The following is a 25,247-nucleotide window of genomic DNA, read 5'->3' on the forward strand; positions in this document are numbered from 1 at the left end:
GGATTAATTCTTTACTTTGGCATACCAGTCTCTGGCGCGCTTCGTCACTTCTTCTCCACCTGATTTGTACCACTTGTCTACGAATTCATCGAATTTGCTGATTGGATATTGTCCAAGTATAATTTTGGCAGCGTATTCCACGAACAGCGTCCGATTGTTAATATCCGGATAACCCTCGTATACGCTGGCAGACATACCATCGCCGGCAATGACCTTCGCATACTTTTGGGCTTCCTGCATATTATTAGTCACCTGATCGACGATCCACTCACTCTCTTCCGATGCGGTGCTTTCGAAGAGATCAATTGTAAAATCAAGGGTCGCTGAGCTTGAATATGGATTAATAACTAGATTTTCCTGCGTACTCTTATCGTCCGGAAGCTTGACAGCTTTGCCGTCCTTCATTGTATAGTGCATGCCTTCTACACCAAGGTACAGCGCTTTAAAATTATTTTTGTCATACATATTGTTCAGCAGCTTTAAGGTTGCCATCAGTTTCTCTTCATCCTTGTTGTTCTTCACGACCCATTGCGGGGGAGCAAATCTCTTCCCGGTGTAAAAGCCCTCATAACCCTCAACTTTAGGTACGGGGAGCACCGAAAATTCTGCTTTCACACCCGTATTTTTTTGTAGGTTTTCCAAATTGAGATTGAGCTGCTCTACCCAGTGGAAGTAGTTGCCGGCCTTATTGGACGTAATTTTCCCATCCCACTTTGCCTTGTCGTTCAGAAGCGTCTCCTTATCCAATAATCCGTCCTGATACAGCTTGGCGATGAACGCTAAAGCGGCTTTCATATTCGGTGTTACCGCTGAATAGGTCAGCTCACCATCGTACAAATCCCACTCCGGGTACCCTTCGAACATGGCGACACCGTACATGGCGAACAAGTGGTCCATCCATCGAGCATCTTGACGGCCGCCAGTAGGAAGCTCATCTTTCTGACCGTTGCCGTTAGGATCCTGATCCCGGAACGCCTCAAGTACTTTGACGTACTCGTCTTGCGTTGTTGGCATTTGCAGGTTCAGCTTGTCGAGCCAATCTTGACGAATCATCCCCGCATATCTTCCGTAGTCGACCGAGCCAGGGATGTAATAGATTTTCCCTTGACCGGTTGGATCGTTGGCCTTGACAACATCCCACATTTCAGTTGGTATCGTTTCCCAAAGATTCGGGGCATATTGCGGCAACAGCTCCGTCAGGTCGGCAATTGCGCCATTTTTGGCCAAGCTGTCTTCCATGCCCTGTTGGGGAGTAAACAAATCTGGCATTTCGTTGGCCGCGATCTTCAAGTTCAGCTGATTCAGATAATTCGTTCCGCCGTTCCATTCCACATAAGGATGGATGACGCCTACGCCAAGCTTTTCCTTATAAAATTCATACAGCTGGCTGCCTTTGGTGATCGGCTTGTAACCGATGTTGGTGCCCCATACTTCAATATCGACTATCCCATCTGTACTGCTCGTTTGACTCTGGGCAGCATGATTCGAAGTGTTCGCGTTGCCGCTGCAGCCATTTATAACCGTAACGGCCAAAATTCCCGCCGCTAAGGTTAACCCCATTTTTTTAATGTTCATGTGTTTTCCCCCATATCTTTCAGTAATATGTTTAAGGCTGTTTGCCTAAAAACCTAAAAAGGATGACTAGCCTTTTACCGAACCGATCATAGCCCCTTTAACAAAATACTTCTGTAAGAAAGGATACACCATAATGATCGGAAGGATCGCGAATATAACAGTAGCCGCTCTTAAGGTTCGCTCGTTATAGTTAAGATCAACCGTTGATGCAGCGCCCGCCATAATGACGTTATCGTCTGTAATAAACTGCCGAATCTTAATTTGCAGCGGAAACCAGTCTGTATTTTGCAGAAAAAGGAGAGGATGCTGGAACTGATTCCACAACACCACGCCGTAGAACAAAGCCAGTGTCGCAAGGACTGCCTTGGACAGTGGAAGCACCAATTGAAACAGCATTCGGAAATATCCACAGCCTTCAAGCAAGGCCGCTTCCTCCAGCTCCTTCGAAAATTGTTTAAAGAACGTTCTCATGATAATCAAATTAAAGGGGTTCAGAATATGCGGTATGATCAATACCAATGGATTATCATAAAGTCCTATGCCGCGAATCGTCAGGAAATAAGGTACGATAGGGGCTTTGAAGATCATGGCGATTACGACGCTGATCATGATTACAGACCCCCAGCGGAACTCCGACTTCGAAAGCGGGTAAGCAAGCAGCGCGGTCATTAGCAGCGCCAAAACCGTTCCAATCACCGTCGTGACCAGAGTCAGGAAGAACGATTTCCATAAATCAGGACGATCGATAATATAACTCCACGAGTCGAAGGTAAACTGCTTCGGCCATAAGGTGACCAAATTCATATCCACAGCGTTTTTGGAGCTAAGCGAGGTAGATATGACAGACAACAGCGGGATGAGAGCTATGACGGACAGGAGGATGAGAACGATCGTAATGCCTGATACAAATATTTTTTCGCTTCTCGATTCGAACATGTCTACCAGAGCCCCCCATCCGATACTTTCTTCGACATTCGATTGAATATATACACCAGTATCAGTCCAATAATCGACTGGAATAATCCAACCGCCGTGGCGAAGCTGTACTGCGCTTGCTGAATGCCGGTCCGGAACACGTACGTATCCAGGATATCTCCTACGTTGTAGGTCATCGGGGTGATTAGATTATAGACCTGATCAAAGCCAAGATCCAAAAAGTTGCCGATTTCAAGGAGGAACAGTACCAGTACGGTAGGCAGCAGCAGCGGGAATGTAATATGACGAATTTGCCGGAATTTGGACGCCCCATCCATCATCGCCGATTCGTACAGTTGAGGGTCAATCGCACTGATCGCCGCTATATACACAACGGTTCCCCAGCCAGCATCCCTCCAGATGGATGAAAGCACGTAAATGGGCCGGAAGTATTCGCTCTCCTGCATCGCCAGCAGAGGTTCAAAGCCGAACCAGCCAATAACGATGTTAAACAATCCGCTTAATGAAAAAAAATCAAAAACAATACCAGCAACGATTACCCAAGACAAAAAGTGCGGAATATACAAAGCGGTCTGTATTCCTTTCTTGAGCGCCGATTTTCGAATCTCGTTGATCATCAGCGCCAGAAGAACCGGCACTGGGAAAACCAGTGCGAGCTTGAGAAAACCTAGTATCAGCGTGTTTCCGAACACTCGGGCAAAGTCAGGATGCTCCAGCAAAGTCTCAAAGTGCTTGAAGCCTACCCAAGGACTATCAATCAGCCCTTTGAACACTGAATAGTCTTTGAAGGCGATTACAGCACCAGCCAGTGGAATATATTTAAATATAATGAGAAAAACGATTCCCGGAATCGCCATCACATACAACGGCCAATACACCTTCATTCGATAAAATGCAACTTCTTTCAACTGATCACCTCCAATATCTCGTTGTTGAATTCGCTTACATGAATAATATACAACTAGAGGTTGTGTCTCTCAATTGGGCATTTTTAAGGATAAACAAGGGCATTTTTAAGGGAAATAGAAAACCACTCCTACAGGGAGTGGCTAAAAAAGGCTAGCTGCTTGGCAGCCGCTTGCGATATTCACTTGGTTTGCAGCCTGTTAGTTTCTCAAACAACCGTGCAAAATGCTGCGTATCCGAATAACCTACCCTTTGGCAGATTTCGTACACCTTTAAATCGGTCCTTTCAAGAAGCTCTTTCGCTTTGCCAATGCGAATTCGGCTCAAAAAACTTACGTAGGTTTCTCCCGTCTTTTGTTTGAAAAACTGGCTTAAATAATAAGGGCTGATAAAAAAACGCGCAGACAAATCCGCCAGTGTAATCGGTTCATTGTAATGGGCGGATACATATTCCTTGATCTCTGCAATGATATCCTTCTTCTTAGGTATGTTATGCTCCAGCTTGAACTCAATAATTCTTCTAATGACTTGAATCATCCATTCCTCCAAGCATTCTAAGGTCCGAAACCGGGATATACCGTCCAGTGACAAAATATGACGGCCCAAAAAATCATTTTGCTGCAGCTGCTGAAAGGACATTTTCCGAATACTCGCTAACAGGATGTTCACGCATTGCATCTGTAAATCCGCGGGGGTCATGCTTGGTTCGGCTTCCATCAATTGAAAAATATCGTGTATGATGCCTGCACATTCCTTTTCATCCATGTTCTCAAGGGCCGCTTCCAGCTTGGCGATTCTCTCTTCTGGAACAGCTTGAATCCGTCCTGACAGATTTATAATATCAGTAAATGATATTACCGTGTTCGCCCCCTTGACGACTTTATAGCTTAGCGCATATCGGGCTTCTTCAAAAGACTGGCTGATGCCAGCGGCCCTTTCCTGAATCGTTCCAACACCGATGGTCACAGAAAGCTCCAGCTTTAGGTTTACTTCCTCTTTGAGACGTTGCACCGAACGAAGCAGCTCCGCATAACGGATAGGCCCCCCTTGAGTAACTACCACTGCAACCTGCGCACCTGTATAACGAAACCGATACACTCCGTCATACTGCTCAAGAGCCAGATCTACCTGACAGAACACCTGCTGAAGACTGACTTCCTTTAGAGCATCGAGTTTACTATCAAATTCAAGCACAAACCCCGCGAACCCGTTTCCCTTTGTCGGGATTTGTGCCATTTCAAGCAACTCTTCCATAAGCTCCGTATTATCGCTGCCGACATCAAGGATATCCCGCAAAGCGTTCTCTTGAATAAGATGACGGACCTCCTGCTTCAAGTCATCTACTTCCTGCCGCTTAGCCCGATCAGCACGTATCGCTTTCATGGCTTGCTGAACGCAGCTTTGAAGCTCCTCTTCCTCAACCGGTTTATTGATATAGGATTGTACGCCTAATTGCATACCTCTCCGTGCATATTCAAAGTCAGCATATCCACTTAAGAGAATAAATTTAGTCTGGCTGCCCTTGTCTTTCAGCCATTTAATCATGTCGAGGCCGCTAACTTGCGGCATCCGAATATCCGTAATCACAATGTCCGGCTGCAATTCCTGAATTAAGTTTCCACCCTCTAAACCATTATAGGCTACTCCGACAATTTCACATTCCGGGATATATCGGTTTATGATGATTTTGATGCCATCCACAATGCCCTTCTCGTCATCAACCAAGATCAGCTTCATGCCAAAACCCCTCTCCTTCTTCTGGTGCCGAACACCATCCTACCGTGTAGGAATTAATATTTCGACGATCGTTCCACGATCAAGTCTCTGGCGTATCGTTAAATAATAATCAGCACCATAATGGAGTTTGATACGCTCGGCTATATTTTTGAGGCCTATCCCATTACCCTCCGCTTCATCAGCTCCACCTAGTTTATATTTGTCCGATTCAGCATGCTCCAACAAGGCACGCAGTTCTTCTTGCTTCTCCAATGAAATGCCGATTGCATCATCTTTTAACCGAATGAGCATTTCTCCTTTATCCGTCCAAATGCCTTCAATCTCGATATTTATTATCCGGCTGTAGTCCTCAAATCCATGATTGATGCTGTTTTCAACAATAGGCTGAAAGATCAGGGGAATGATGCTGCAATTCAGCATCTCTTTGGGCATGCTGATATCCAGTCTGAACCGATTATCGAATCGGATATTTTGCAGCTCTAAATAGTTAGAGGTATATTCCAATTCATGCTTCACGGAATGATGCTTGCCTTCTTTACTTAAAGCCAGCCGAAACATGCGCGCCAAAATTTTAATCATATTTGAGGTTTCCTCATCCCCTTTAACGAGCGCCTTCATGCGAATAGATTCCAACGTATTGTAAAGGATGTGGGGATTGATCTGATTCTGGAGCGCCATGAATTTGGCCTGTCGCTGCTTGATCTCCGCAATATACACATCATTAATTAAGGTTCGAATCGTTATAATCATTTTGTTGTAGCTGTGCACCAAGCTGCCGATCTCATCGTTAGCCTGCTCTTTCTCTATGGGCAAGTATTGGCCTACCTCTGCCTGCTTCATGCTTCTGCGGAGGGCTTTAATAGGCTTCGTAATCTTATAGCTCAAACTAAGCGATATAAGGGTTATGACGAGACAGCTCATCAGAATGACCGACACCGTCACTCCTTTGATTTGATTGATGTTGTGCAGCAGCTTCGAGCGGGGGATCTCGGTTCTAATAAGCAAATTCCCCTGTGTGGTGCTTCCCGTTAAAATAATGCTGTCATCGCTGCCGTTATCCTGTAGAAGCTCTGTACCGGATTCAAGTACTTGCTGCCAAGATAAGCGGCCGCTGGCCGCATCGGAATGATAGACGATTTCATTTTGGTTATTGCTTATGATGACACTCATACCATATTTGTCCCGAGCCAAAACAAATTCATGATCAAGCCTCAGCAAGGTAAACGGATCCAAATCTATGAGAAGAAGGCCTGCATAGGCTCCGTCCGAACTGAACAATACCCGTCCGACCGTTACTACGGCTCCTGCCCCCTTATCCTCGTAATAGGAACGATCATGCAGCCCTGTAATAAAAAAAGTATCCTTTGAGCTGCTGAGCTGCTTATACCATTCACGGGACAACAATATATCCTCCACCACTCTGCTTGTTGTAGTCGTATATTGATACACATTGGTATCCCGGCTGATTAGCATCACGGTGCTGATTTCTGGTTTGAGCAATGCCACGCGCATTAATAGCCGCTGCACCTCAACTTTCTGAACGATTAATTCATCCATTGGCAAGCTTCGTTTATCTCCAATTCTGTAGATCAATTCGTTGTCAACCAATACCGACTTGGTTACCTTGTCATATTCCTCAAGAAATTCGTTCAATGTCGTCTTGAGCTGCGACGTGTACAGAGAAGCAAATTCTTGAGAGGAATCCTCCAGCGCCTCCGCCGATTGACGAAATATGATAACGCTTACAAACAATAAAGGAATAACACAGGCCAGCAAGTAGCCCATTAATAATTTGTATTGAAACCTCATATTTTTTATTTTCAACATTACCCTTCGCATCCAGCTCATATGCTCCATCCCCTAGCCCTTCCATGTCAAACCCCTCGTCTAACTATTGTACATGCCTCGCTGCGTGGACGCTACCGAAGAGCATCGGACAAAAGCTGGAACAGCTTTGTATCCAATTACACGAAAATATACGTTATAAATCGCAATTAATCAAAGGGGCATTTTTAATTTTCTACAGGGGCATTTTTATGGATTGTTAAAAACACTACTTAAGCATCTTCAAATGCATGTCTTTGAATTAGACGATGTGCACTCCTCCTTGGAAAAAAAATCAGGCCATGTCGAGAAAATGCTAGACTGGGTCGAAGTCCATTTCCGACAGCCCTTTTCTTTAGAGTCGTTGTCCCGGGAGCTGCATTTATCTCCGTATCACATTTCGCATTTGTTCAAGCAGCAAACGGGTATAACTTTATCCGATTATGTGGCTGGCCGTCGAATCCGTGAAGCGTGCGTACTGCTTGAGAATACAGATTTCAATCGGTGAAATTGGACGTATCATCGGGGGGTTCAGTGCGCCATATTTTTCTCAGCTTTTCAAAAAACATAAGGGGATAACGCCCAACTCCTATCGAATTGCAATTAAAAATACGTATCGGTAACATTTCATTCCAATAAAAATAAAGCGCTATTATTGTTAACTCCATTATGATACCTGATACAAAAAAGGTGATGACTGGTTTAATTTCAGTCATCACCTTAAGTGTAAATCCGGTACAATTGCAGTTGCCAGCCAAGCGTCGGTTTTTGCGGCAAACTCGCTTCTATATTAACTTTCTCTTCTTCTATATCTGCGATACTACAAGAATAGGAATAAGTAATTCATTTGATAACCGATTTTATCCTTCTTCTCTGTACTGCCCCGGCGTCTTACCCACGAGCTTGCGAAAGGAACGTATAAAATTGGCAGAATTATTATACTGCAGCCGTTCAGCTATTTCTATGATCTTTAGGTCGGACTCCTTCAGCCATTTCTTCGCTATATCAATCCGATACTGCGATAGATATTCCCCGAAATTAATGCCCGTCTCCTGACGGAACACACGGCTCACGTAATGCGGGTGATAGTTGATGCGTGAAGCGCATTCCTCTAGCGTAAGCGCCGAATCAAATTCTCTTACAATGATATCAATTACTGCTTCGGAAATATGCTTGAATTGAGAGTCCCGGCGAGTTCCTAACTCCTGGATATATGGCAGCACGAATATGGACCAGAACCAGTGCTCCATCTCCTGTACGTTTCGAAGCTTGAACAGCGACTGAATTAACGACGCTTCATCCTCCGGAATCCGCTCCATCGGAATAGATAATTCCTGTCCAAACTTGAGAAGGGCAATCAGAAGGCGCAGCAATGACAATTGATAATCACGATGTTGCGCTTGAGGCCGAAACAACTCGCCAATTAATTGCTTCAAAGCGCTCTCTGCCTGCTCCTCATTTCCAACCCGAATTGCATCTAACAAGGCTTGCTCGCCCACAATCGGGTATCTGTTCAAATTACTCTTCTGCGGCTGCACGTCTTCAATAAACAGGATCGATTCCTGCCCTAATCCTACTCTGGCCTTAAGGGCGGTCGTTGCCTCATGAAGTGCTTGCTGCGTCTCTGCAAACGACATGAACGGACGGCTAATACCGATACTTATTTTAATTTCCAAGTACTGGTATATGGCCTTCTGAATTTCGTCTGACAAGTTGAAAATCTGCTCTTTAAAGCGCTCCCCCGTCTCCGTGGAACCGATAAGGGTCACTTGGTAGTCCGATTTGACGATCGGCTCCAATCTTTGCTCGGAAAGGATCAACTCACCAACGATGTTGTTAATAGCGAACATCAGCAAATCCCGATTTCCTTCCGCGTACCTCGTATCCTTAAGCGTATCGATTTGAACCGCAACGACGCACATAGATGGCCACGGCTGCTCCAAACCATACAAGCTCAGCTTCTCAAAAAAATCATTAGGCTGAATCGTGCCGCCAAACAATTTTTGCATAAAAAATTCTTTAAGCTGAGTTTGCTGCCCCTTCAACTCATTCATAATGAGAGACTGATTACGAATCAAATAGTCAACGCGTTCGCCGATTACCTGAAGCTCGCCGCTCGACTTCACCTTTTCATTCATTGAAGGAACAACCGTTAACGCGGAATAAAGGGATTGAATGGGACTGTACATTTTTTTGGATCCAAACCAAGCAACGATGAGCGTTACGAGCAGAATAATCAAGCATACGAGCATGGTAATCCAGCCGATTATTTTATTTTGTTCGTATACCTGCTCATTGGAAATGACGGATACATAGCTCCATCCGTTATAGGCGGATTTACGAAAAGTGACAGTAACAGCCTCTCCGTACCGATTAGTCGCGTATTGACCGATAGTCTCATTCGTATCGACAAATGATTTCAGATAGGGTTCATCCACGATTCGGCTTCCCAGTTTATCGTGGTCACGGTGAACAATAATGTTGGCATTCTGATCCACGATAAACGCGCTGCCAAACTTACTGTTCAAAAACTCGTCCATATTCTTCATCACATCGGAGGACAACACCACACAAATAATACCTGTCGGGTTGGGAGAGTTGAATGGATACTTTTTCACAAAGTAAACGGACTGGAACGAATTAGGGAATTCTACTGATCCGCTGCTCCAGAACGAGCCCTTCGCGTTTCGTGAAAATGATTCGAGTACTGGCCTAAACTCAGGAAAGCTGTACTCGTTTACGCCGCTGCTCGAAACGATCCAATCGTTGTTCAGGCTAAATAGAAACACTTCCTTGATGCCGAGCTCATACGTTTGTATCTGCGAGATTCCTTTATATAGCTCTTGCACCAATTGGAAATCATGATTTGATAAACTTCGATTGAAAGCGCTTGTAACATTTTGCGACTGGAGCAGCTGTGTAGCAGAATTATCGATCGTCCTGAGTGTTTGCTCCGTACGCACCTGCATTTGTTTTAACAGCAGCTTGTTGCTCTCGTCCACTTTTTCCTGCACCGTTCTGGAGGCGTTAAAATAGGCGAACGTGCCTAGCGTAATGACCGGAAGCGTGCCGATCAATATAGACAATAGCATCAGCTTCAATAAATAAGACGGGGACCGGAATCTCATAATGCCTCCAATTGGTCGTTTCCTGATATTCCTTAAAGTGTACAAGAAAACTCCATATTAAGCCATGATACGGATCCTGACTTCCGGCAAGTAAGATTCTATCTTGAACGTGCCAGATCTGATTAATGCTTCATCGAATGCGAATCTGAGCTTTGCTATTTATGTTATTTCCCTGCCTGCTTGGCGTATTCGGCGTTCATTTCTTCAATCACTTTGCTGCCGCCGCTTTGAAGCCATTGATTGATCGCACCGTTCCAATCTTCCTCGTTGACCGCACCCATAATGAATTTCACGGTTGCGTCAGCAATGATTTTGGACAACTCCTTGCCTTTCTCAATATCCGTGTTTGAAATGAACGGCGCGGCCGGGTTTGGCACGGCGAACGTCGCATTGTCCTGAAACAATTTCGAGCTGAGCAACTCCAACTCGGTTCCGTAATTGACAACCTCATCCTGTAGGATCATAAATTGACCACCGTCCGTAATATCTGCTCTGAGCTTCGCATCTGAACTTGGAGTATACACACCGCTTTCTATCGTGTATTGCTGGCCTTCAATACCGTATTTCATCAGGTTCTGGTTTTCCTTCTCAGACACTTTATCAAAATATGCCAATATTTGCTCAAGCTCTGCTTCCGTTTTGACGCTTGTTTTCGGAATCATATACATGCCGAGATAACCAGAACCAGCGCGCGTACGATCGCCCAACGGTCCCTCGATGCGGTTAATTAAGTTGATTTTGGCGTTTGAATCGACCTTCTTGATGTTGTCCTCAATGTTTTTACCGTCTAGCATATTATCGATCCATAGCCCTGCCTGACCTTTATACATGACCGAACGGCCGTCCTGAACGGTTGCGAAGTCCTGATTAATGATTTTTTCGTCGTACAGCTTTTTGTAAAACTTCATTGTATCCAAATAGGCTTGCGTCATATGAGCCGGAACGAGCTTGCCATCCTGAAGCTCCCACTCGTTAGGGCCGCCCATATAAACGAGAATGTCTTTGAAGCCTGCGATGTTGTTTCCTTGCATGCCAACGGCGAGACCAATCGTATCCTGCTTACCATTTTTGTCTGGATCTCCGGTTGTAAAGGCTTTCAGAACATTGTAAAGCTCATCTACGTTTTTAGGCGCTTCAACCCCCAGATCGCTAAGCCAATCTTGGCGGATCATCAGCCCGAAGCGAGCGAGATCACGCTCGCGATACAAGCCGTAAACTTTCCCGTCAATCGAAACGTTGCCTAAGACGAGCTCCGACATTTTGCTTAGGTTTGTATAGTTCTTCAGATACGGCCCGACTTCCCAGAACATACCAGAACGGGCGGCGTTAACGATGTAGGATGCTTTCGGCTCCAGTGCCACGAACGTTTTTGGCAATTCGCCGGATGCGATAGTAGCGCTGAGCTTATCCGTATAAGAGGAGGATGGAACCCAGGAGACGCTTAGCTTTGCGCCTGTTTGCTCCTCCAGCATTTTCAGAACAGAACTGTTGGCCGGCATTTGCTCCGGGCTGTAGGTTGGGAGCATCATTGTCAGCTGAAGCGGTCCTTGTGCATCTCCTGAATTGCCGCTGCTTTGCGGATTTCCTTCATCGTTTCCTCCGCAGGCCGCAACGGTCAGCGCGATTGCGACCAGCAATGCCCCTGCTTTCGCTAATCTTCTTTTTTGATATTTTTTGTTCATACTTACATCCTCCCTTTATCTAAATACTATTATATCTTCATCCCTTAACCGAGCCCAGCAATACCCCTTTTGCAAAATGCTTTTGCAAGAACGGGTATACGAGCAGAATCGGAAGAGTTGAGACCACGATTACCGCCATCTTCACAGCTTGATCCGGCGGAGCGACATAGTCCAATTCCATTGAACTGGAGTCCCCAATGCCGCCCGAGGCCAGGATGACGATTTGCCGCAAGAGCACCTGGATCGGCCATTTGGTGTTGTCGTTGATGTAGAGAACCGCACTAAAGAACGTATTCCAATGGCCTACCGCATAAAATAACGAGAAGGTCGCGATGGCAGGCATCGATAGCGGCAGCACGATTTTGAGAAAAATGCCAAGATCGTTGCAGCCGTCAATTTTAGCCGATTCCTCCAGCCCATCCGGCAGCTGTTGAAAAAAATTGCGGATAATGATTAAGTTAAAGGCACTGATCGCTCCGGGAATAAGCAAGGCCCAATAGGAATCGATCATGCCGAGCTCCTTCACAACGAGGAAAGTCGGAATCATGCCTCCGCTGAACAGCATGGTGAACACAACCAACATTAAGATCGGCTTTTGAAAGTCCATATCCTTGCGCGCCAACGGATATGCCATCAAGCATGTGAAAAAAAGGTTAATCAGTGTGCCCACAACCGTAATGTAAACGGTTACCAGCAAGCTTCTGACAAGGGTTTGCGTAGAGAAAATGTACTTGTATGCATCCAAAGAAAATTCTGTCGGAAATAAAATGAATCCTTGTGTTAGCAATTCCTTCTGGGTGGCGAATGAGCCAGCAATGACGTAAATGAACGGAATTACAGTAATCAAAGCGAAAACAAGCAGTAATACGACGTTCACGCTGTCGAAAATCCGGCTCCCCCAGCTTTGTTTGATTGGCATGGCGGTTCAACACTCCCTTTCTCTAATAGATGCCTTCTTCTCCGAATTTTTTGGCAAGTCGGTTTGCTACAACGACAAGAATCAGACCAACGATCGACTTAAATACGCCTACCGCCGTGCTGAAGCTATATTGCCCTTGGCTGATTCCGACGGAGTATACGTACGTGTCGAACACCTCTCCAACCTCACGGTTCATTGCATTAAGCATGAGGAAAATCTGCTCAAAGCCCGTGTCGAGAAAGTTGCCGAGACGCAAAATGAGCAAAATAACGATGGTGCTGCGAATGGCTGGCAGCGTAATATGCCAAAGCTGGCGAAGCCTGTTCGCTCCGTCCATGCGGGCCGCTTCGTAGAGCTGAGGGTCCACGCCAGACAATGCCGCAAGGAAAATAATCGTGCCCCAGCCTGTTTCCTTCCACATAACCTCAGCCGTAATAATCGTACGGAACCATTCATTGCTAACGAGAAAATTAATCTTTTCGCCTCCAAAGCGGACTAGCAGCTCGTTCATAATGCCGCCTTCCGTCGTCAGAAACATGTAGGAGATTCCTACGACGACGACCCAAGACATAAAATGCGGAATGTAAATGAGCGTCTGCACGATACGCTTTGTAAATTCCAGTCTCAGCTCGTTGAGCATAAGCGCAATGATAATCGGCAGCGGAAAGAAAAAAAGAATGTTGTAAGTCGCAAGAATGATCGTATTCCGAAACAGAATAATAAAGTTGGAATCGCTGAACAATCGCTCGAAATGCTTCAACCCTACGAATGGACTGTTCCAAAAGCCGAGAAAAGGCTGAAAATCTTGAAAGGCGATGAAGATTCCGTACATCGGCCAGTACTTAAATATAAGAAAGTACAATAATCCGGGGAAAACCATCATATAGAGCCACCGGTTCCGCATAAGTCTGCCGACCAATGTAGATGACATGGATGTCCGCGGCGCGGGGACTTGCACTGACTCTGTATTTCTTTTTAACATGCTGCTGCCTTCCTTTCTTTGCATAGGTAATTGAATCTGCAGCCTCATCATACGGGCTAACCGTAATTACCGTCGATAGTCCCTACTTGATCTAATTGGCCAGTTATGTGCCATTTTTGCTGTAATTGCAGGGCATTGTCATTAGTTGAGGTCGCTGTCTTTGGATGCTTTTTCGTGTTTTTGCCCATGAAAAAAGGGCCCGCAGTATGCAGACCCTTCATTTCATATCAGATTGCTATTTGTCAGCAAGATAGCCTAAATCGTATTTATAAAGAGCACTGGAAGTTACAGGAAGCATAAATGTAACATCCGGTAAGCTGCCGTCTGGTTTTCTAGCAGCAGATAATTGGGTCGTATCCAGGCTTACAAAGTCATCGGAAGTGATCGTAAGACCATCATCTATGGTCCAAGAATTATTGGTTACATTTTCCGGCAAGTTATTATCATTTTTTATAGTTGTTCCCATATAAGCAATGTTATTATGCAGCACTTCTCTGTAGCCAGGAATGTTGTTTATATCCGTTGGACTAACACGCTCAAGCATATAGAAATTAGCAAACCATTATTATAAGCCGTGTTATTAGTCCAGTTAGCGGACTGCCCTGGCATATGATTAGCATAAAATCCATTCGCTCCATTATTAACAGCTAAAGAATATCTAACGGTATGAACGGGCAATGGATCTGGAATTCCGGTTGTTCTATAAGCATATCCGCCGACTTTAAACCCATTTTGGTCGCCTATCCCATCCTGATTGCCCCTGTTATTAAACGCCCAACAATGATCATAAATCACTGGTCCATTTGAGCTGATACTGTCGAATCCATCGTCACTGTTATTCCATGCACGGGATTTAATGAACGAAACAGCCCCTCCATGAGCACCCAAACCATCTGTATTTTTAGCGGATACCTCAGTTGGTCCAATGTTATGTAAGCATCAGAATTAAGAACAGTTCCTGTTCCACGTCCAGTAAAGTAAAAACCAATTGCCTCAATATCATGAGCAGCCACATTCACAATATCGGCTTGACCCCTGATTCTAAAAGCTTCAGATTGCGCTTGATCACCTACTTCAATCCCTGTCACATCAAATCCTTTGAAAGTGACTCCCGTTACTTGATCTTCAACAAAAAAAGCAGCCACACGCAAATTAGTTGGCACATTTTTGAATTCAAATACTGGCCTTTCTCCAGCATAAGCCTTGTAAGTAATCCCACTCTTCGTAATATCATTTACATAATTATAAATGCTATCGATTTTTGCAATATCAAAATCGTTATAAACTCCTCCTCGAATATATACGGTATCCCCAGAGGCAGCCGCTGATTGTGCTTTCATCAAACTTTTAAATGGTTTACTTTTAGTTCCTGCATTGCTATCACTGCCAGTTGGTGAAACATAATAACTTGTTGTACTTGTCGCTGCATTAACAGAAATTGTCATAAACAATGCTGCACACATAAAACCGATCACAAACAAACTACCCATTTTTTTCACAAAAAACTTCTCCTCACATCAATCATTTATTGGATTACAAATTATTAAATCGTGATTTTCCACAATTTTTATATTAGGAAATTTAACCTAATTTGTTTAATTAAAACCAATTGATGCAAAAGGAAAAGAGCTGATATAAATGGTCGAGTCGGATAGTTATAGTTGTTCAGTAAAATAGTTCCCCTCCTATTGCCCGATAAAACAACCTCACAACCGATTTGGGAGAAGCATATCCAGAAGCATATCCAGCAATATGAGGCCAATTCCCGAGTCAAAGCGATTTAAAATAATTTGTTGATGAACTTCTTCGATAACTTCAAAAAATTGGAGCAAAATAAGGTCTTTCTGAGAGGATAGCCATTTAAAAATCTGTTAAACCTACAATTTTGCTTAAACGATCAATCTCCTCACTTGGATAACCGCTGCCATCCTCTCGTTCATGATGCTGAAGTGGATCGGCTACACTTAGTTGGACAATAAAAATGAGGGCTTGTAGAATAAACCTATCATGCTAAGGAGCGGATCTCAGGAACTTAATTATACCGCCGCTGCCGCATCGCCTCATACAGCAGCACTGTCGCCGCCATCGCCACATTCAGTGATTCTGCCCGCCCGTGCATCGGAATAATAACCGTCTCATCCGCTGCCGCAAGCGAGCTTGCCGAGAGCCCTTCCGACTCATTGCCGAGCAGCAGCCAAGTCGGCGCTGTCCAATCATACGAATAACAAGTATGCGAGGCTTCAAGGCTTGTCCCTACCAGTGCAAAGCCGCGATCCTGCGCTGCAGGCAGCAGTTCCGTCAAGTCCGCCTCTATAATCGGCAAATGGAACAAAGAGCCCATCGTGGAGCGCACCGTCTTCGGATTGTACAGATCAGCACAGCCTCTGCCGAGCACAACGCCATTCGCGCCAACCGCATCCGCACTGCGAATAATCGTCCCCACATTGCCGGGGTCTCTTACTCCATCCAGCACGACGACAAGTCCACCTGCTGAAAATATTGCATCGTCCGCCGCTTCCAGCTTGCTCACGACAGCAAAAACCGGCGGCGGCGTATCCGTCCCCGAGCATTTTGCCATAACCGACCGCGCCGCTTGAATCCATTCGACGCTCGCGCTCACTTCCGCGTTCTCGGCAGCACTGCCCACATATCTGCTTCCGCGGCTAGTCTGCTCCGCCAGCTCGCGCAGCTCCTCCGGCAATCCGCGCTCCGCATCGTACAGGACCGCTTCAACTGCCGCTCCTGCGGCGAAAGCTCCCTGCACTAAATGAACGCCTTCAATAATAAACTTGCCGAGGCGATCGCGGTATTTTTTGTCCAGCAGGGAGGCCCACTGCTTGACGCGGTCATTTTGAATCGAGGTTAAAAGGCTATGATTGTTCATCTCTATTACTCAACCTTCCGAATAAGCAATTTCCAAATTGGATAAGTCTGAATTTTTTCCTACAATAACTAAAATGTCGATATCGCGAATGAGATCATCCGCGTAAGGCGCAATATTCATATTAGACCCCGTCTTGATCGCCATGACGTTGCATTTGAACTTCGCGCGAATGTCGAGCTGCTTCAAGCTTTTGCCGATCATCGCCTCAGGCGCTTTTATCTCAATGATGCTGTAATCCTCGGAAATCTCGATGTAGTCCAAAATATTAGGCGAGATCAGATGATGCGCGACGCGCAGCCCCATATCCCGCTCGGGATATACAACCTTGTCGGCGCCAATTCGGCTGAGCACCTTGCCGTGCAGCTCATTTTGCGCCTTGACGATAATGAGGCCGACGCCCATATCCTTCAAGATCAGCGTCGTCAAAATACTCGACTGAATATCCTGGCCAATCGCCACGACCACAACGTCAAAATTGCGAATGCCTAGCGCCCGCAGCGCTTCCTCATCGGTTGAATCGGCAACAACGGCATGTGTCACATGGTTAACCGCATCCTGTACACGATCCTCACTCGTATCAATCGCCAGCACCTCAAAGCCCATGTCCGTGAGCGATGAAGCAACGCTAAGACCGAAACGGCCAATGCCGATAACGGCGTATTGTTTTTTTGGCAAGCAGTACCTCTCCCTTCCCCTATGTAACAAAAATCAGCTATCTGCCATTATAACATACGAGCTCATGCAGAATGAAAAAACACCGCCGCGGACATATTAATCAGGCACGCCAATTAGCAGGTTTTTAGCGGCCTCGCTTACCATGCGAAGGACCACTGCGGTTGCGCGTAATAACGACGACTTGGAGGGAATCCGGTTGGATAATCTGGATTTGCGTCAAGCCATTATAAGGCGGGTTCAAGATAAGCCGCTTAATGAATTAACCGAAGTGATTGAAAGCTCGATCGGCAATGACGAGCGTGCGCTTCCCGGCCTTGGCGTATTGTTCGAAATGATTTGGAAGCAAATCGACGAGCAAGAGCAAGCCCGGCTGGTAACTGCGCTGCATACGCAGCTGTCACGGTTCGCCCAACCTGCCACGAGTTAAAATGCTTTAACGGGTCAACGCGGTATATACCGTTTTGCCGCCAACGATTGTCCGTTTGACCCATGGATGGCCTTCATAACGATCGACAATGACAAGGTCTGCCGCTTTGCCCCGTTCCAGCGAACCGACTTCACTTGCTATACCCAGCGCTTCGGCTGGAGCAAGCGTAGCCGTTCGAACTGCGGCTGGCAAAGCGGTTATTCCTTCATCAACTAGCCTGAAAATCGCGTTCAGCAAAGCTGAAGGATGATAATCCGAGCAAATGATGTCTGCCGCTCCCGCAGCAATTGCCTCAGCCGCCGATAAGTTTTTATCATGCGAGCCGCCACGCACAATATTAGGGGCACCTACACATACATGCAAGCCCTGCTGAACCGCATATAAAGCCGTTTCCAGCGTAATCGGAAATTCCGAGACACTGGCCCCGCACCCCTTCAACTGATCTACCCGCTGCCTCGAATCATCGTCATGCGAAGCAACTGAAATGCCGCGCTGCACGGCCAGCTTGCCAAGCTCCTCTAAGCCGGTCCAGTCAATTTGGCGCCTATTTTCCATCAGCTCTGCCACGATGGTGCGTACCTCATCGATGCTGACCGATTGATTTTTCATCACATAACGCTCGAAGGAACCTGGTTCCCTGTACTGCCCTTGGCCTGGCGAATGATCCATGAAGGACAAATAATCAATGGCCCCTTCATCCACATATCGCTTCACAATGGGCAAGCCCGGCAAATACGATATTTCATATCTTAAATGAATGCGATTGCGCACGACAGAGCGCTGCTCGCGGTAGCTGCGAATGAGCTCCACCATTTGCGTCAGCAAATGCTCGCCCCTCAGACTCAGTCCAACACCCAGCGATAAAGAATGATACATCGTCGTTATGCCATGGAGCGGAAGCTTGCGTTCGAACTCCAGCAATGACATATCCAGCGGAAACAGCGTATTTGGACGAGGCTGTACTTCTTTTTCGATTGCATCGCAATGAACATCAATGAGCCCAGGCAATACATAACAGCCATCCGCCTCAATGATTTCAAGCCCAAGGGAGCGATAACCCTCCACCTTTACGCCGCCGTCACTAACTGCCCGTCCATCATTTAGACCTCCATGCGCCAGCCAGCTTTGGATCTGCTCTGGGCCAATCAACACTTCCGCAATGATGCCTGCTTTTATAATAACAGCGCCCTCCGCTACCATTTCCGGCAGCACAAGCATCCCTTTTACCATTACAATCGATTGCAGCATCTCTGACTTCATCGAACACACCCCTCTATAGTTTTGCCAAAAATATAAAGTGATTATGTAAAAGCTACTAAGCTGTTGGACTCGCTTTATTTGATCTTAACATACCATTTTTGCAGGCAGGAACAAAGGGGTTCCAATACTCAATTAGCAGGTGAAAAATAAAAAAATCCCCTTGTCCCATGAGGACAAGAGGACCTTACACCTGCGTAAACCCGTTCATATTCCTGCACTATTGCCGCTCTTTTGCCGCTCAATTTCTGCCTTATACCGCTCAGCCGCAGGCTATAGGCGCTGCAGCTCCTTGGGAAAGCTCGTCAGCACCTGCGGCTTGCCATCCTCTCCGATATAAATATCGTCTTCGATGCGTACGCCGCCAAGCTCTGGCACATAAATGCCCGGCTCTACGGTGAACAGCAGCCCCGTTTCAATTAACGCCTCATTGTGGCCATGAACGGAGGGCAGCTCGTGAATATCAATGCCGAAGCCGTGACCGACACGGTGGTTGAAAAACTCACCATAGCCTTGCGCCTCAATCGTTTCACGGGCAGCCCGATCCACTACAGCAAGCGGCTTCCCCGCTTCTGCGGCCGCAATCGCCTGACGATTCGCAGCAAGCACCGTATTGTAGATGCGCTCCTGTTCAGTCGTTCCTTGTCCAATCAGAAACGTGCGCGTAATATCTGAGCAATAACCATCCTTGTACACACCCATATCAATGAGCAGAAAATCATTTTCCTGCAGCCGGTATTCGCCGGACTTGCCATGCGGCAGCCCAGAGCGCGCTCCGCCCAGCACACTCGTCTCAAATGCCGGCTTATCGCCGCCGAGGACACGCAGTCGATATTCAATCTCCGCATTCAGCTCAAGCTCCGATACGCCGACCTTCGCCTTGCTTGCCGCTTCCTGCAGCACCTTCTCCGCAATGACCACTGCGGCATGTACCCGCTGAATTTCCTCAGGCGACTTGCGAAGGCGCAAAACCATAAGCAGCGGCTCCACATCCCGAAATGCTGCCTTAGGAAACACCCCAGCCAGCTGCTCATAGGTTGCCACATTCAAATGCCGCTTTTCTATGCCAATGGCTGCGGCGCTTTTGTCAGCTTCTTTGCCAAGCAGCTCGTAGGGATTGTCGGTATCCGAAATCGCAACCAGCTTCGATACCATCGCCGCCCCGCTTGCGCTCTCCTGATCCAAAGCCGGGACAAACAGCGTATACGTCGACTCCTTCGGGTTAATGAGCAGTCCCATAAAACGCTCATGCGGGTCGCAATGAAAGCCCGTCAAATAAAAAACACTGCCCGGCGACGTAACGAGCGCAGCCTCCATTCCAGCAGCCGAAAGCTCGGCGAGCAGGCTTGATTTTCTAAGCTCATAAGGGTTATACATGTTTCGCTCTCCTCCTCCATCTAATGCGCCAATTTCTAAAGCCAATAACTCTATCATACCTCAAATCAGCCTGAAACTGGAAGCAAACGATGCAAGGCAAGCCAGAGCTTTTCTCGAAAAATAGTGCGATAACCCCGAGTAGCACCTTCCCCTACTAATCCAGCTGCTTGCAGCTTAAAAAAACAAGGCCCGCCAACCCGCGACTTACGCGGATTAACGAGCCTGCTGCCAAGCCTACGCCTACTACCTGCCTACTTGTCCAGCGTAAATTCCGCCAAACCGAGCGGAAACAACGCTGGCTTCTCGCAGCTGCTTTGCATCACATAATGCTTGCCTTGCTCAGCCGCATCATGGAAGCCATGCATCGCTTCCAGCACATGATAAGCAAGCTCTCCGTTCGCCCGATGCTTGCGGCCAGTAAGAATCGCTTGCGCCATGTCCGCTGCCCCAATGCCTCTGCCATTTTCAGAATGGCCATAAGCGAGCGGAATGCTTGACCATTCCGAATTTCTGCCCCTGCGCAGCTTAATTTCCCCGCCGAAATTATTCGGGTTAGTGACCAGCAAGGTGCCTTGACTGCCGTATACTTCAATGAACGGCAGCGAGGAGCCTCCCTTCACATCGAAGCTTGTCAGCAAGGTCGCAATCGGCCCAGCAGCAAACTCCATAATGCCTGCAACATGCGTTGGCACTTCGACCTGGATTTTTTGCCCATGCTTCGGTTCACTCGTAATCGTTCTCTCTGGGAAGGTAATGCGGGTCGAGCCCGTTACACGGGAAATCGGCCCCAGCATCGCAATCAGCGCCGTCAAATAATAAGGTCCCATATCGAACATTGGGCCGCCGCCTTGCAGATAATAAAACTCTGGTGCCGGATGCCAGCTCTCATGTCCGCCCGACATCATAAAAGCAGTAGCGCCAATTGGCGTGCCAATCCAGCCATCTTCAATAATTTTAATGCAGGTCTGGAGACCGCCGCCTAGGAACGTATCAGGCGCGCTGCCTACGAGCAGCCCTTTCGCCGCTGCCAGCTCCAGCACCTGCTTGCCTTCCTCGCGCGTAACCGCGAGCGGCTTCTCCACATACACATGCTTGCCAGCTTCCAGCGCCTGCAAGCACACCGGAGCATGCGCTGCTGGAATCGTCAAATTGATGACCAGCTGCACATCCGGGTCAGCAAGCAGCTCGTCGACCGAGCAGCCGCGAATGCCATACTCCGCGCCTTTCTCCTTGGCGCGTTCCACATCCAGATCGGCGCATGCAACAATTTCCATGGAGCTGAATTTTGAACCATTTTCCAAATAAATACGGCTAATATTGCCTGTCCCAATGATCCCAACCTTGACTTTACTCATGTTTGCCTCCGTCTCTGCCTGCCGCAGCTGCTTTGCCTTCCGCACACCAGTTAAACCCGCGTCGCATCATTTCCTTTACAACCGGAATATCCACAATGTTAGCCTGATGCCCAAGTGAATTATAATAGACGCGACCTACGCCCCAGCGTTTTGTCCAAGCCACCGGCATATCAACCGCTTTATTGAGTGCATGCGGGCCTTCTGCAACGGGGAATCTCGTCGTCGCCAGCACTTCAACCGCCGGATCCACATGCATATAATACTGCTCGCTGCTTACCGTAAAGTCGTCGATGCCATCGGTCAGCAGGCTGGAAGTGTTGGTCACATTGACCACATATTCCACGCCGTCATTGCCGGGATGCGACACCCACTGGCCGCCAGTCATAAACTGCCATTCCACGCTTTCACGGAAGGAATCGCACATGCCGCCGTGACAGCCTGCAAGTCCAACGCCGCTCTGCACTGCTGCGGATACATTTTTAAGCTGATCGCCCGTAATTTTCCCCATCGTCCAAACCGGAACAATCAGATCCAGCGCCTTCAGCTTCTCTCCATCCTCGAAAGCCTCCAGCGTGTCCGAAACCTCAACCTCGAACCCTTCACCAGCTAGCACCGCTTCAAAAATACCCGCTACCTCTTTCGGCTGATGTCCGTCCCAGCCGCCCCATACGATTAATGCCTTCGGTTTGCTCATCGTCTTATAGCATCTCCTCTATTTATACTCCGCCAGCTTGACCCAGCGGCGCTCTGTAATGGACTGCTCAACCGCCTCAAGCACCTCTTGGCACCGAAGGCCATCGTGGAAATTCGGCACGGGTTGACGGTCCTCGTGAATCGCCAGCATCAGCTCCTGCATTTCATGCGTAAACGTATGCTCATAGCCAATCGTATGTCCCGCCGGCCACCATGCATCCATATAAGCATGAGCCGGATCGGTCGCCAGCACGCGGCGGAAGCCTTGAACATCGTCAGCATCGTCGGTAAAATAAACCTCCAGCTCATTCAGACGCTCGAAATCGAATTTGACACTGCCCTTGCTGCCGTTAATTTCGAAAGCATTCGTAGAACGATGTCCCGCTGCGAAGCGCGTCGCTTCGAAGCTGCCAAGCGCACCATTTTCAAAACGAGTCATAAACAGCGTCGCATCATCAACCGTTACTTTGCCGCGAGCACCGGAAGCATCGCCTTTGGCGCTAAGCCCGGTCATTTCCGATGGCAGCGGGCGCTCTTTGATGAACGTTTCGCTCATGCCGATCACCTCATCGAACTCGCCGACCAGGAAGCGCGCCAGATCAATCAGATGGGCGCCAAGGTCGCCATGCGAACCGGAGCCAGCAACTTCCTTCTGCAGCCGCCAGACAAGCGGGAACGACGGATCAATGATCCAATCCTGAAGAAATACGGCGCGGAAATGATAGATTTCGCCCAATCTGCCATCGCTGACGAGCTTCTTCGCCAGCTGCACCGCTGGAGCAAACCGATAGTTAAAGCCGACCATATGCTTGATTCCGGCCGCTTCTGCCGCATCCAGCATTTCCTTCGCATCCGCTACATTGAGTGCCAGCGGCTTTTCGCAGAACAGATGCTTGCCAGCAGCGGCAGCCGCCAGCGCAATCTCCTTATGCGCATCGCTTGGCGCATTAATGTCGATCACATCGATGTCGCTGCGTTCAATCAGCTTGCGCCAATCCGTCTCGGCGCTTTCCCAGCCGAACTGGCTTCTAGCTTGCTCCAGTGCCTCGGCGTTGCGCCCACAGATCGCCTTCATGACAGGCAGCGCTGGCGTCTTTGGAAAAAACATCGGCAAAGCCCGATAAGCATTGCTGTGTGCTTTTCCCATAAACTTATAGCCGACCATTCCCACACGTACATTCCCCATATTCAATCTTCGCCTCCCGATTTATGAAGATGTTTCCCGCTTAATCAAATGCACGGGCAGCAGCCCTTCATCCGCCTGCGCAAGCCCATCCTTCTCCGGAGCGAGCAGCCGCCGCGCTGCCCTTCTTCCCATTTCGTAAAAAGGCACCGCTACCGTCGTCAGCTTCGGGCTCACAATAACCGAGCCTTCGGAATCATCATAGCCGACGAGCTTTACATCAACCCCAGCCTTGATTCCATGCACACGCAAGCCATCCATCAGACCAATAGCCATCCGGTCATTAGCGGCAAATACCGCATCCACTTGCCCGCTGCGGATGAGCGCTGCGACGGCTTCGGCTGCTTCAACCCCACTCTTTCGGCTGTAGTTGCCGAGCAGCGTCAATGCTGGATCGTAAGCCAGTCCCGCATTTGCAAGCGCCTGCTTGTAACCCGACATCCGGTCCATACTGCTTGAAAACACATCCGGACCATTGAGAAAAGCAATTCTCCGGCTCCCGCCGTCAATCAAATGCTTGACTGCCTCATAGCTTCCCGCATGATGATCCGCATCGACGGATAAATATCCTTCCTCCGCAAATCGCTGGTTAACGAGACAGAACGGATAGCCCTTCTTCTGAAGCTCGGCAAGCGCCGTCTTCTCCTCTGGCACATTTTGTGCGCCTAGTACAATACAGGCATCGATTTTCTGTGCCAGAAACAGTCTGGCGTAATCGCGCGAGCCGCTCGGCTCCCGGAAAATTAACAGCACATCATATCCATATTGCTTAGCCGCCTCGCCAATGCCGCTTAATATTTCCGCAAAATAATACGTGGAAAACAAATGAACTTTAGGAACAAATGGCAAGATAACGCCCAAATTGCCGCTTCGGCTTCTAGCGAACTGCTGCGCCAGCGCACTTGGCACATAACCAAGCTGCTGTGCCGCTTCCTCCACCCGAAGCCGAGTTTCCTCCCGAATAGGCCCTACCTTATTAAGTACTCTGGATACTGTCGCTTCGGATACGCCCGCAAGTGACGCAACTTCTTTTCTGCTGACCAAAGCAAGCATCCTCCTGATTCTCAAGCAAATTCACACAATGTACACGCGTACATTATTTCATGAATGTGGCAACTCGTCAATACAAAAAATAAGACCATCCATTTCCCTGCATTCAGCCAAATAATAGTATAGACAACAAAAAGCAGTGCGGACTCAAAGGTCTGCACTGCTTTTTGTTATTAACCACCGATGTTTATAAAAGCTTCTTTAGAAGCTTGACGGCGGCGGCGGCGGAAACGATTGATTTCGGTCTGCCTTCGACGCGCTCACAAGCAGCAAAATTCCTGTAATTAAATGCATGATCATGCCCACAATAGGAATAATCGCAATAACAGAAGTAACAATACCCAAAATGCTGCCATGTTTATCGGCATTATGCTGCGAAGCCAGCACCAAGGTCACAATATGCAGAGCCAGCATTACAACCAACGGAATATAAGAAAGACCCATTACAATCAGGCCGCCCATAACCGGGACTCCTATAATAATTTCAAAAATTCCTGTAATCAACAATAACGTTTTTACATTGCTCATTTTCCTTCAACCCCCCACTTCGATGCAATCGTCACCATGCAAGGAAAACAAATACAAGCTTCCTTCTTATATACTCTCCTATTGTATTCCAATTCGACTAGGTTTGACAATGCTTTTCCACAAGGTGAA

The 25,247-nt window shown here is 47.6% G+C and carries 24 protein-coding genes; 3 read left to right on the forward strand and 21 right to left on the reverse strand.

What is annotated here, in order from left to right:
* Positions 1 to 3: 3 nt before the first annotated feature.
* The 5 genes from WH37_RS22275 to WH37_RS22295 form a co-directional block, all read right to left on the reverse strand.
* Positions 4 to 1,575 (reverse strand): type 2 periplasmic-binding domain-containing protein, encoded by a 1,572-nt coding sequence (locus WH37_RS22275; RefSeq protein WP_046232848.1) that lies wholly within the window; start codon positions 1,573 to 1,575, stop codon positions 4 to 6.
* 66 nt (positions 1,576 to 1,641) lie between these two features.
* Positions 1,642 to 2,511, reverse strand: a complete 870-nt coding sequence (locus WH37_RS22280) for a carbohydrate ABC transporter permease (protein WP_046232849.1) — start codon at positions 2,509 to 2,511, stop codon at positions 1,642 to 1,644.
* A gap of 2 nt (positions 2,512 to 2,513) precedes the next feature.
* Positions 2,514 to 3,419, reverse strand: coding sequence for an ABC transporter permease (locus tag WH37_RS22285; protein ID WP_046232850.1), 906 nt, complete (start codon positions 3,417 to 3,419; stop codon positions 2,514 to 2,516).
* 151 nt (positions 3,420 to 3,570) lie between these two features.
* A complete protein-coding gene (locus tag WH37_RS22290; protein ID WP_046232851.1) occupies positions 3,571 to 5,154 on the reverse strand; it encodes a response regulator in 1,584 nt (527 codons plus the stop codon).
* Between the two features lie 39 nt (positions 5,155 to 5,193).
* Positions 5,194 to 6,981, reverse strand: a complete 1,788-nt coding sequence (locus WH37_RS22295; protein ID WP_231594321.1) for a cache domain-containing sensor histidine kinase — start codon at positions 6,979 to 6,981, stop codon at positions 5,194 to 5,196.
* Positions 6,982 to 7,195: 214 nt separating this feature from the next.
* On the opposite strand from WH37_RS22295, the gene WH37_RS33905 reads away from it, so the two are divergent.
* Both WH37_RS33905 and WH37_RS37485 read left to right on the forward strand, forming a co-directional pair.
* Positions 7,196 to 7,486, forward strand: coding sequence for an AraC family transcriptional regulator (locus WH37_RS33905; protein ID WP_052737149.1), 291 nt, complete (start codon positions 7,196 to 7,198; stop codon positions 7,484 to 7,486).
* A complete protein-coding gene (locus WH37_RS37485) occupies positions 7,422 to 7,601 on the forward strand; it encodes a helix-turn-helix transcriptional regulator (RefSeq protein WP_082110956.1) in 180 nt (59 codons plus the stop codon). Before WH37_RS33905 ends, WH37_RS37485 begins: the two co-directional genes overlap by 65 nt.
* A gap of 237 nt (positions 7,602 to 7,838) precedes the next feature.
* Here WH37_RS37485 and WH37_RS22305 read toward each other — a convergent pair whose 3' ends face one another.
* The 9 genes from WH37_RS22305 to WH37_RS22335 all read right to left on the reverse strand — a co-directional run bounded on the left by WH37_RS22305 (position 7,839) and on the right by WH37_RS22335 (position 17,248).
* Entirely contained in the window at positions 7,839 to 10,106 is a 2,268-nt protein-coding gene (locus WH37_RS22305; protein WP_046232853.1) for a helix-turn-helix domain-containing protein, read from the reverse strand.
* Between the two features lie 164 nt (positions 10,107 to 10,270).
* Entirely contained in the window at positions 10,271 to 11,788 is a 1,518-nt protein-coding gene (locus WH37_RS22310; protein ID WP_046232854.1) for an extracellular solute-binding protein, read from the reverse strand.
* Between the two features lie 37 nt (positions 11,789 to 11,825).
* Positions 11,826 to 12,707 (reverse strand): carbohydrate ABC transporter permease, encoded by an 882-nt coding sequence (locus WH37_RS22315; RefSeq protein ID WP_046232855.1) that lies wholly within the window; start codon positions 12,705 to 12,707, stop codon positions 11,826 to 11,828.
* A gap of 22 nt (positions 12,708 to 12,729) precedes the next feature.
* Complete coding sequence (locus WH37_RS22320; RefSeq protein ID WP_046232942.1) at positions 12,730 to 13,638, reverse strand: ABC transporter permease; 909 nt, start codon at positions 13,636 to 13,638, stop codon at positions 12,730 to 12,732.
* Positions 13,639 to 13,924: 286 nt separating this feature from the next.
* Positions 13,925 to 14,233: a DUF4990 domain-containing protein gene (locus tag WH37_RS36620; protein WP_231594322.1), complete on the reverse strand. Its 309-nt coding sequence runs from the start codon at positions 14,231 to 14,233 to the stop codon at positions 13,925 to 13,927.
* Positions 14,203 to 14,577 carry a right-handed parallel beta-helix repeat-containing protein gene (locus tag WH37_RS37490; protein WP_414812159.1) on the reverse strand — a complete coding sequence of 125 codons (375 nt, stop codon included), beginning with the start codon at positions 14,575 to 14,577 and terminating at the stop codon, positions 14,203 to 14,205. Before WH37_RS37490 ends, WH37_RS36620 begins: the two co-directional genes overlap by 31 nt.
* Positions 14,481 to 15,179: a right-handed parallel beta-helix repeat-containing protein gene (locus WH37_RS36625; protein WP_244898595.1), complete on the reverse strand. Its 699-nt coding sequence runs from the start codon at positions 15,177 to 15,179 to the stop codon at positions 14,481 to 14,483. The genes WH37_RS37490 and WH37_RS36625 overlap by 97 nt, the downstream gene beginning before the upstream one ends.
* A gap of 542 nt (positions 15,180 to 15,721) precedes the next feature.
* Positions 15,722 to 16,573: a TrmH family RNA methyltransferase gene (locus WH37_RS22330; protein ID WP_046232856.1), complete on the reverse strand. Its 852-nt coding sequence runs from the start codon at positions 16,571 to 16,573 to the stop codon at positions 15,722 to 15,724.
* 9 nt (positions 16,574 to 16,582) lie between these two features.
* Positions 16,583 to 17,248, reverse strand: a complete 666-nt coding sequence (locus WH37_RS22335) for a potassium channel family protein (RefSeq protein WP_046232857.1) — start codon at positions 17,246 to 17,248, stop codon at positions 16,583 to 16,585.
* A gap of 196 nt (positions 17,249 to 17,444) precedes the next feature.
* Here WH37_RS22335 and sspI point away from each other — a divergent pair, with 196 nt between their 5' ends.
* Positions 17,445 to 17,675, forward strand: a complete 231-nt coding sequence (gene sspI / locus WH37_RS22340; protein ID WP_046232858.1) for a small acid-soluble spore protein SspI — start codon at positions 17,445 to 17,447, stop codon at positions 17,673 to 17,675.
* Positions 17,676 to 17,681: 6 nt separating this feature from the next.
* On the opposite strand, the gene WH37_RS22345 is transcribed toward sspI, so the two are convergent.
* From WH37_RS22345 to WH37_RS22375, 7 genes are all read right to left on the reverse strand, one after another.
* The gene (locus WH37_RS22345) at positions 17,682 to 18,935 is read right to left on the reverse strand and encodes an alpha-D-ribose 1-methylphosphonate 5-triphosphate diphosphatase (RefSeq protein ID WP_063838036.1); all 1,254 of its coding nucleotides are present in this window, start codon (positions 18,933 to 18,935) and stop codon (positions 17,682 to 17,684) included.
* Positions 18,936 to 19,205: 270 nt separating this feature from the next.
* Complete coding sequence (locus WH37_RS22350; RefSeq protein WP_046232859.1) at positions 19,206 to 20,309, reverse strand: M24 family metallopeptidase; 1,104 nt, start codon at positions 20,307 to 20,309, stop codon at positions 19,206 to 19,208.
* Between the two features lie 251 nt (positions 20,310 to 20,560).
* Entirely contained in the window at positions 20,561 to 21,664 is a 1,104-nt protein-coding gene (locus tag WH37_RS22355) for a Gfo/Idh/MocA family protein (protein WP_046232860.1), read from the reverse strand.
* Positions 21,657 to 22,358, reverse strand: a complete 702-nt coding sequence (locus WH37_RS22360) for a ThuA domain-containing protein (RefSeq protein ID WP_046232861.1) — start codon at positions 22,356 to 22,358, stop codon at positions 21,657 to 21,659. Before WH37_RS22360 ends, WH37_RS22355 begins: the two co-directional genes overlap by 8 nt.
* Before the next feature lie 18 nt (positions 22,359 to 22,376).
* A complete protein-coding gene (locus WH37_RS22365; protein WP_046232862.1) occupies positions 22,377 to 23,543 on the reverse strand; it encodes a Gfo/Idh/MocA family protein in 1,167 nt (388 codons plus the stop codon).
* Positions 23,544 to 23,564: 21 nt separating this feature from the next.
* A complete protein-coding gene (locus WH37_RS22370) occupies positions 23,565 to 24,593 on the reverse strand; it encodes a LacI family DNA-binding transcriptional regulator (protein ID WP_046232863.1) in 1,029 nt (342 codons plus the stop codon).
* A gap of 198 nt (positions 24,594 to 24,791) precedes the next feature.
* Complete coding sequence (locus tag WH37_RS22375; protein WP_046232864.1) at positions 24,792 to 25,118, reverse strand: hypothetical protein; 327 nt, start codon at positions 25,116 to 25,118, stop codon at positions 24,792 to 24,794.
* Positions 25,119 to 25,247 lie beyond the last annotated feature (129 nt).

Origin of the sequence: Paenibacillus algorifonticola (genome assembly GCF_000971975.1) — a bacterium.
In the GTDB taxonomy this organism is placed as follows: Bacteria; Bacillota; Bacilli; order Paenibacillales; family Paenibacillaceae; genus Pristimantibacillus; species Pristimantibacillus algorifonticola.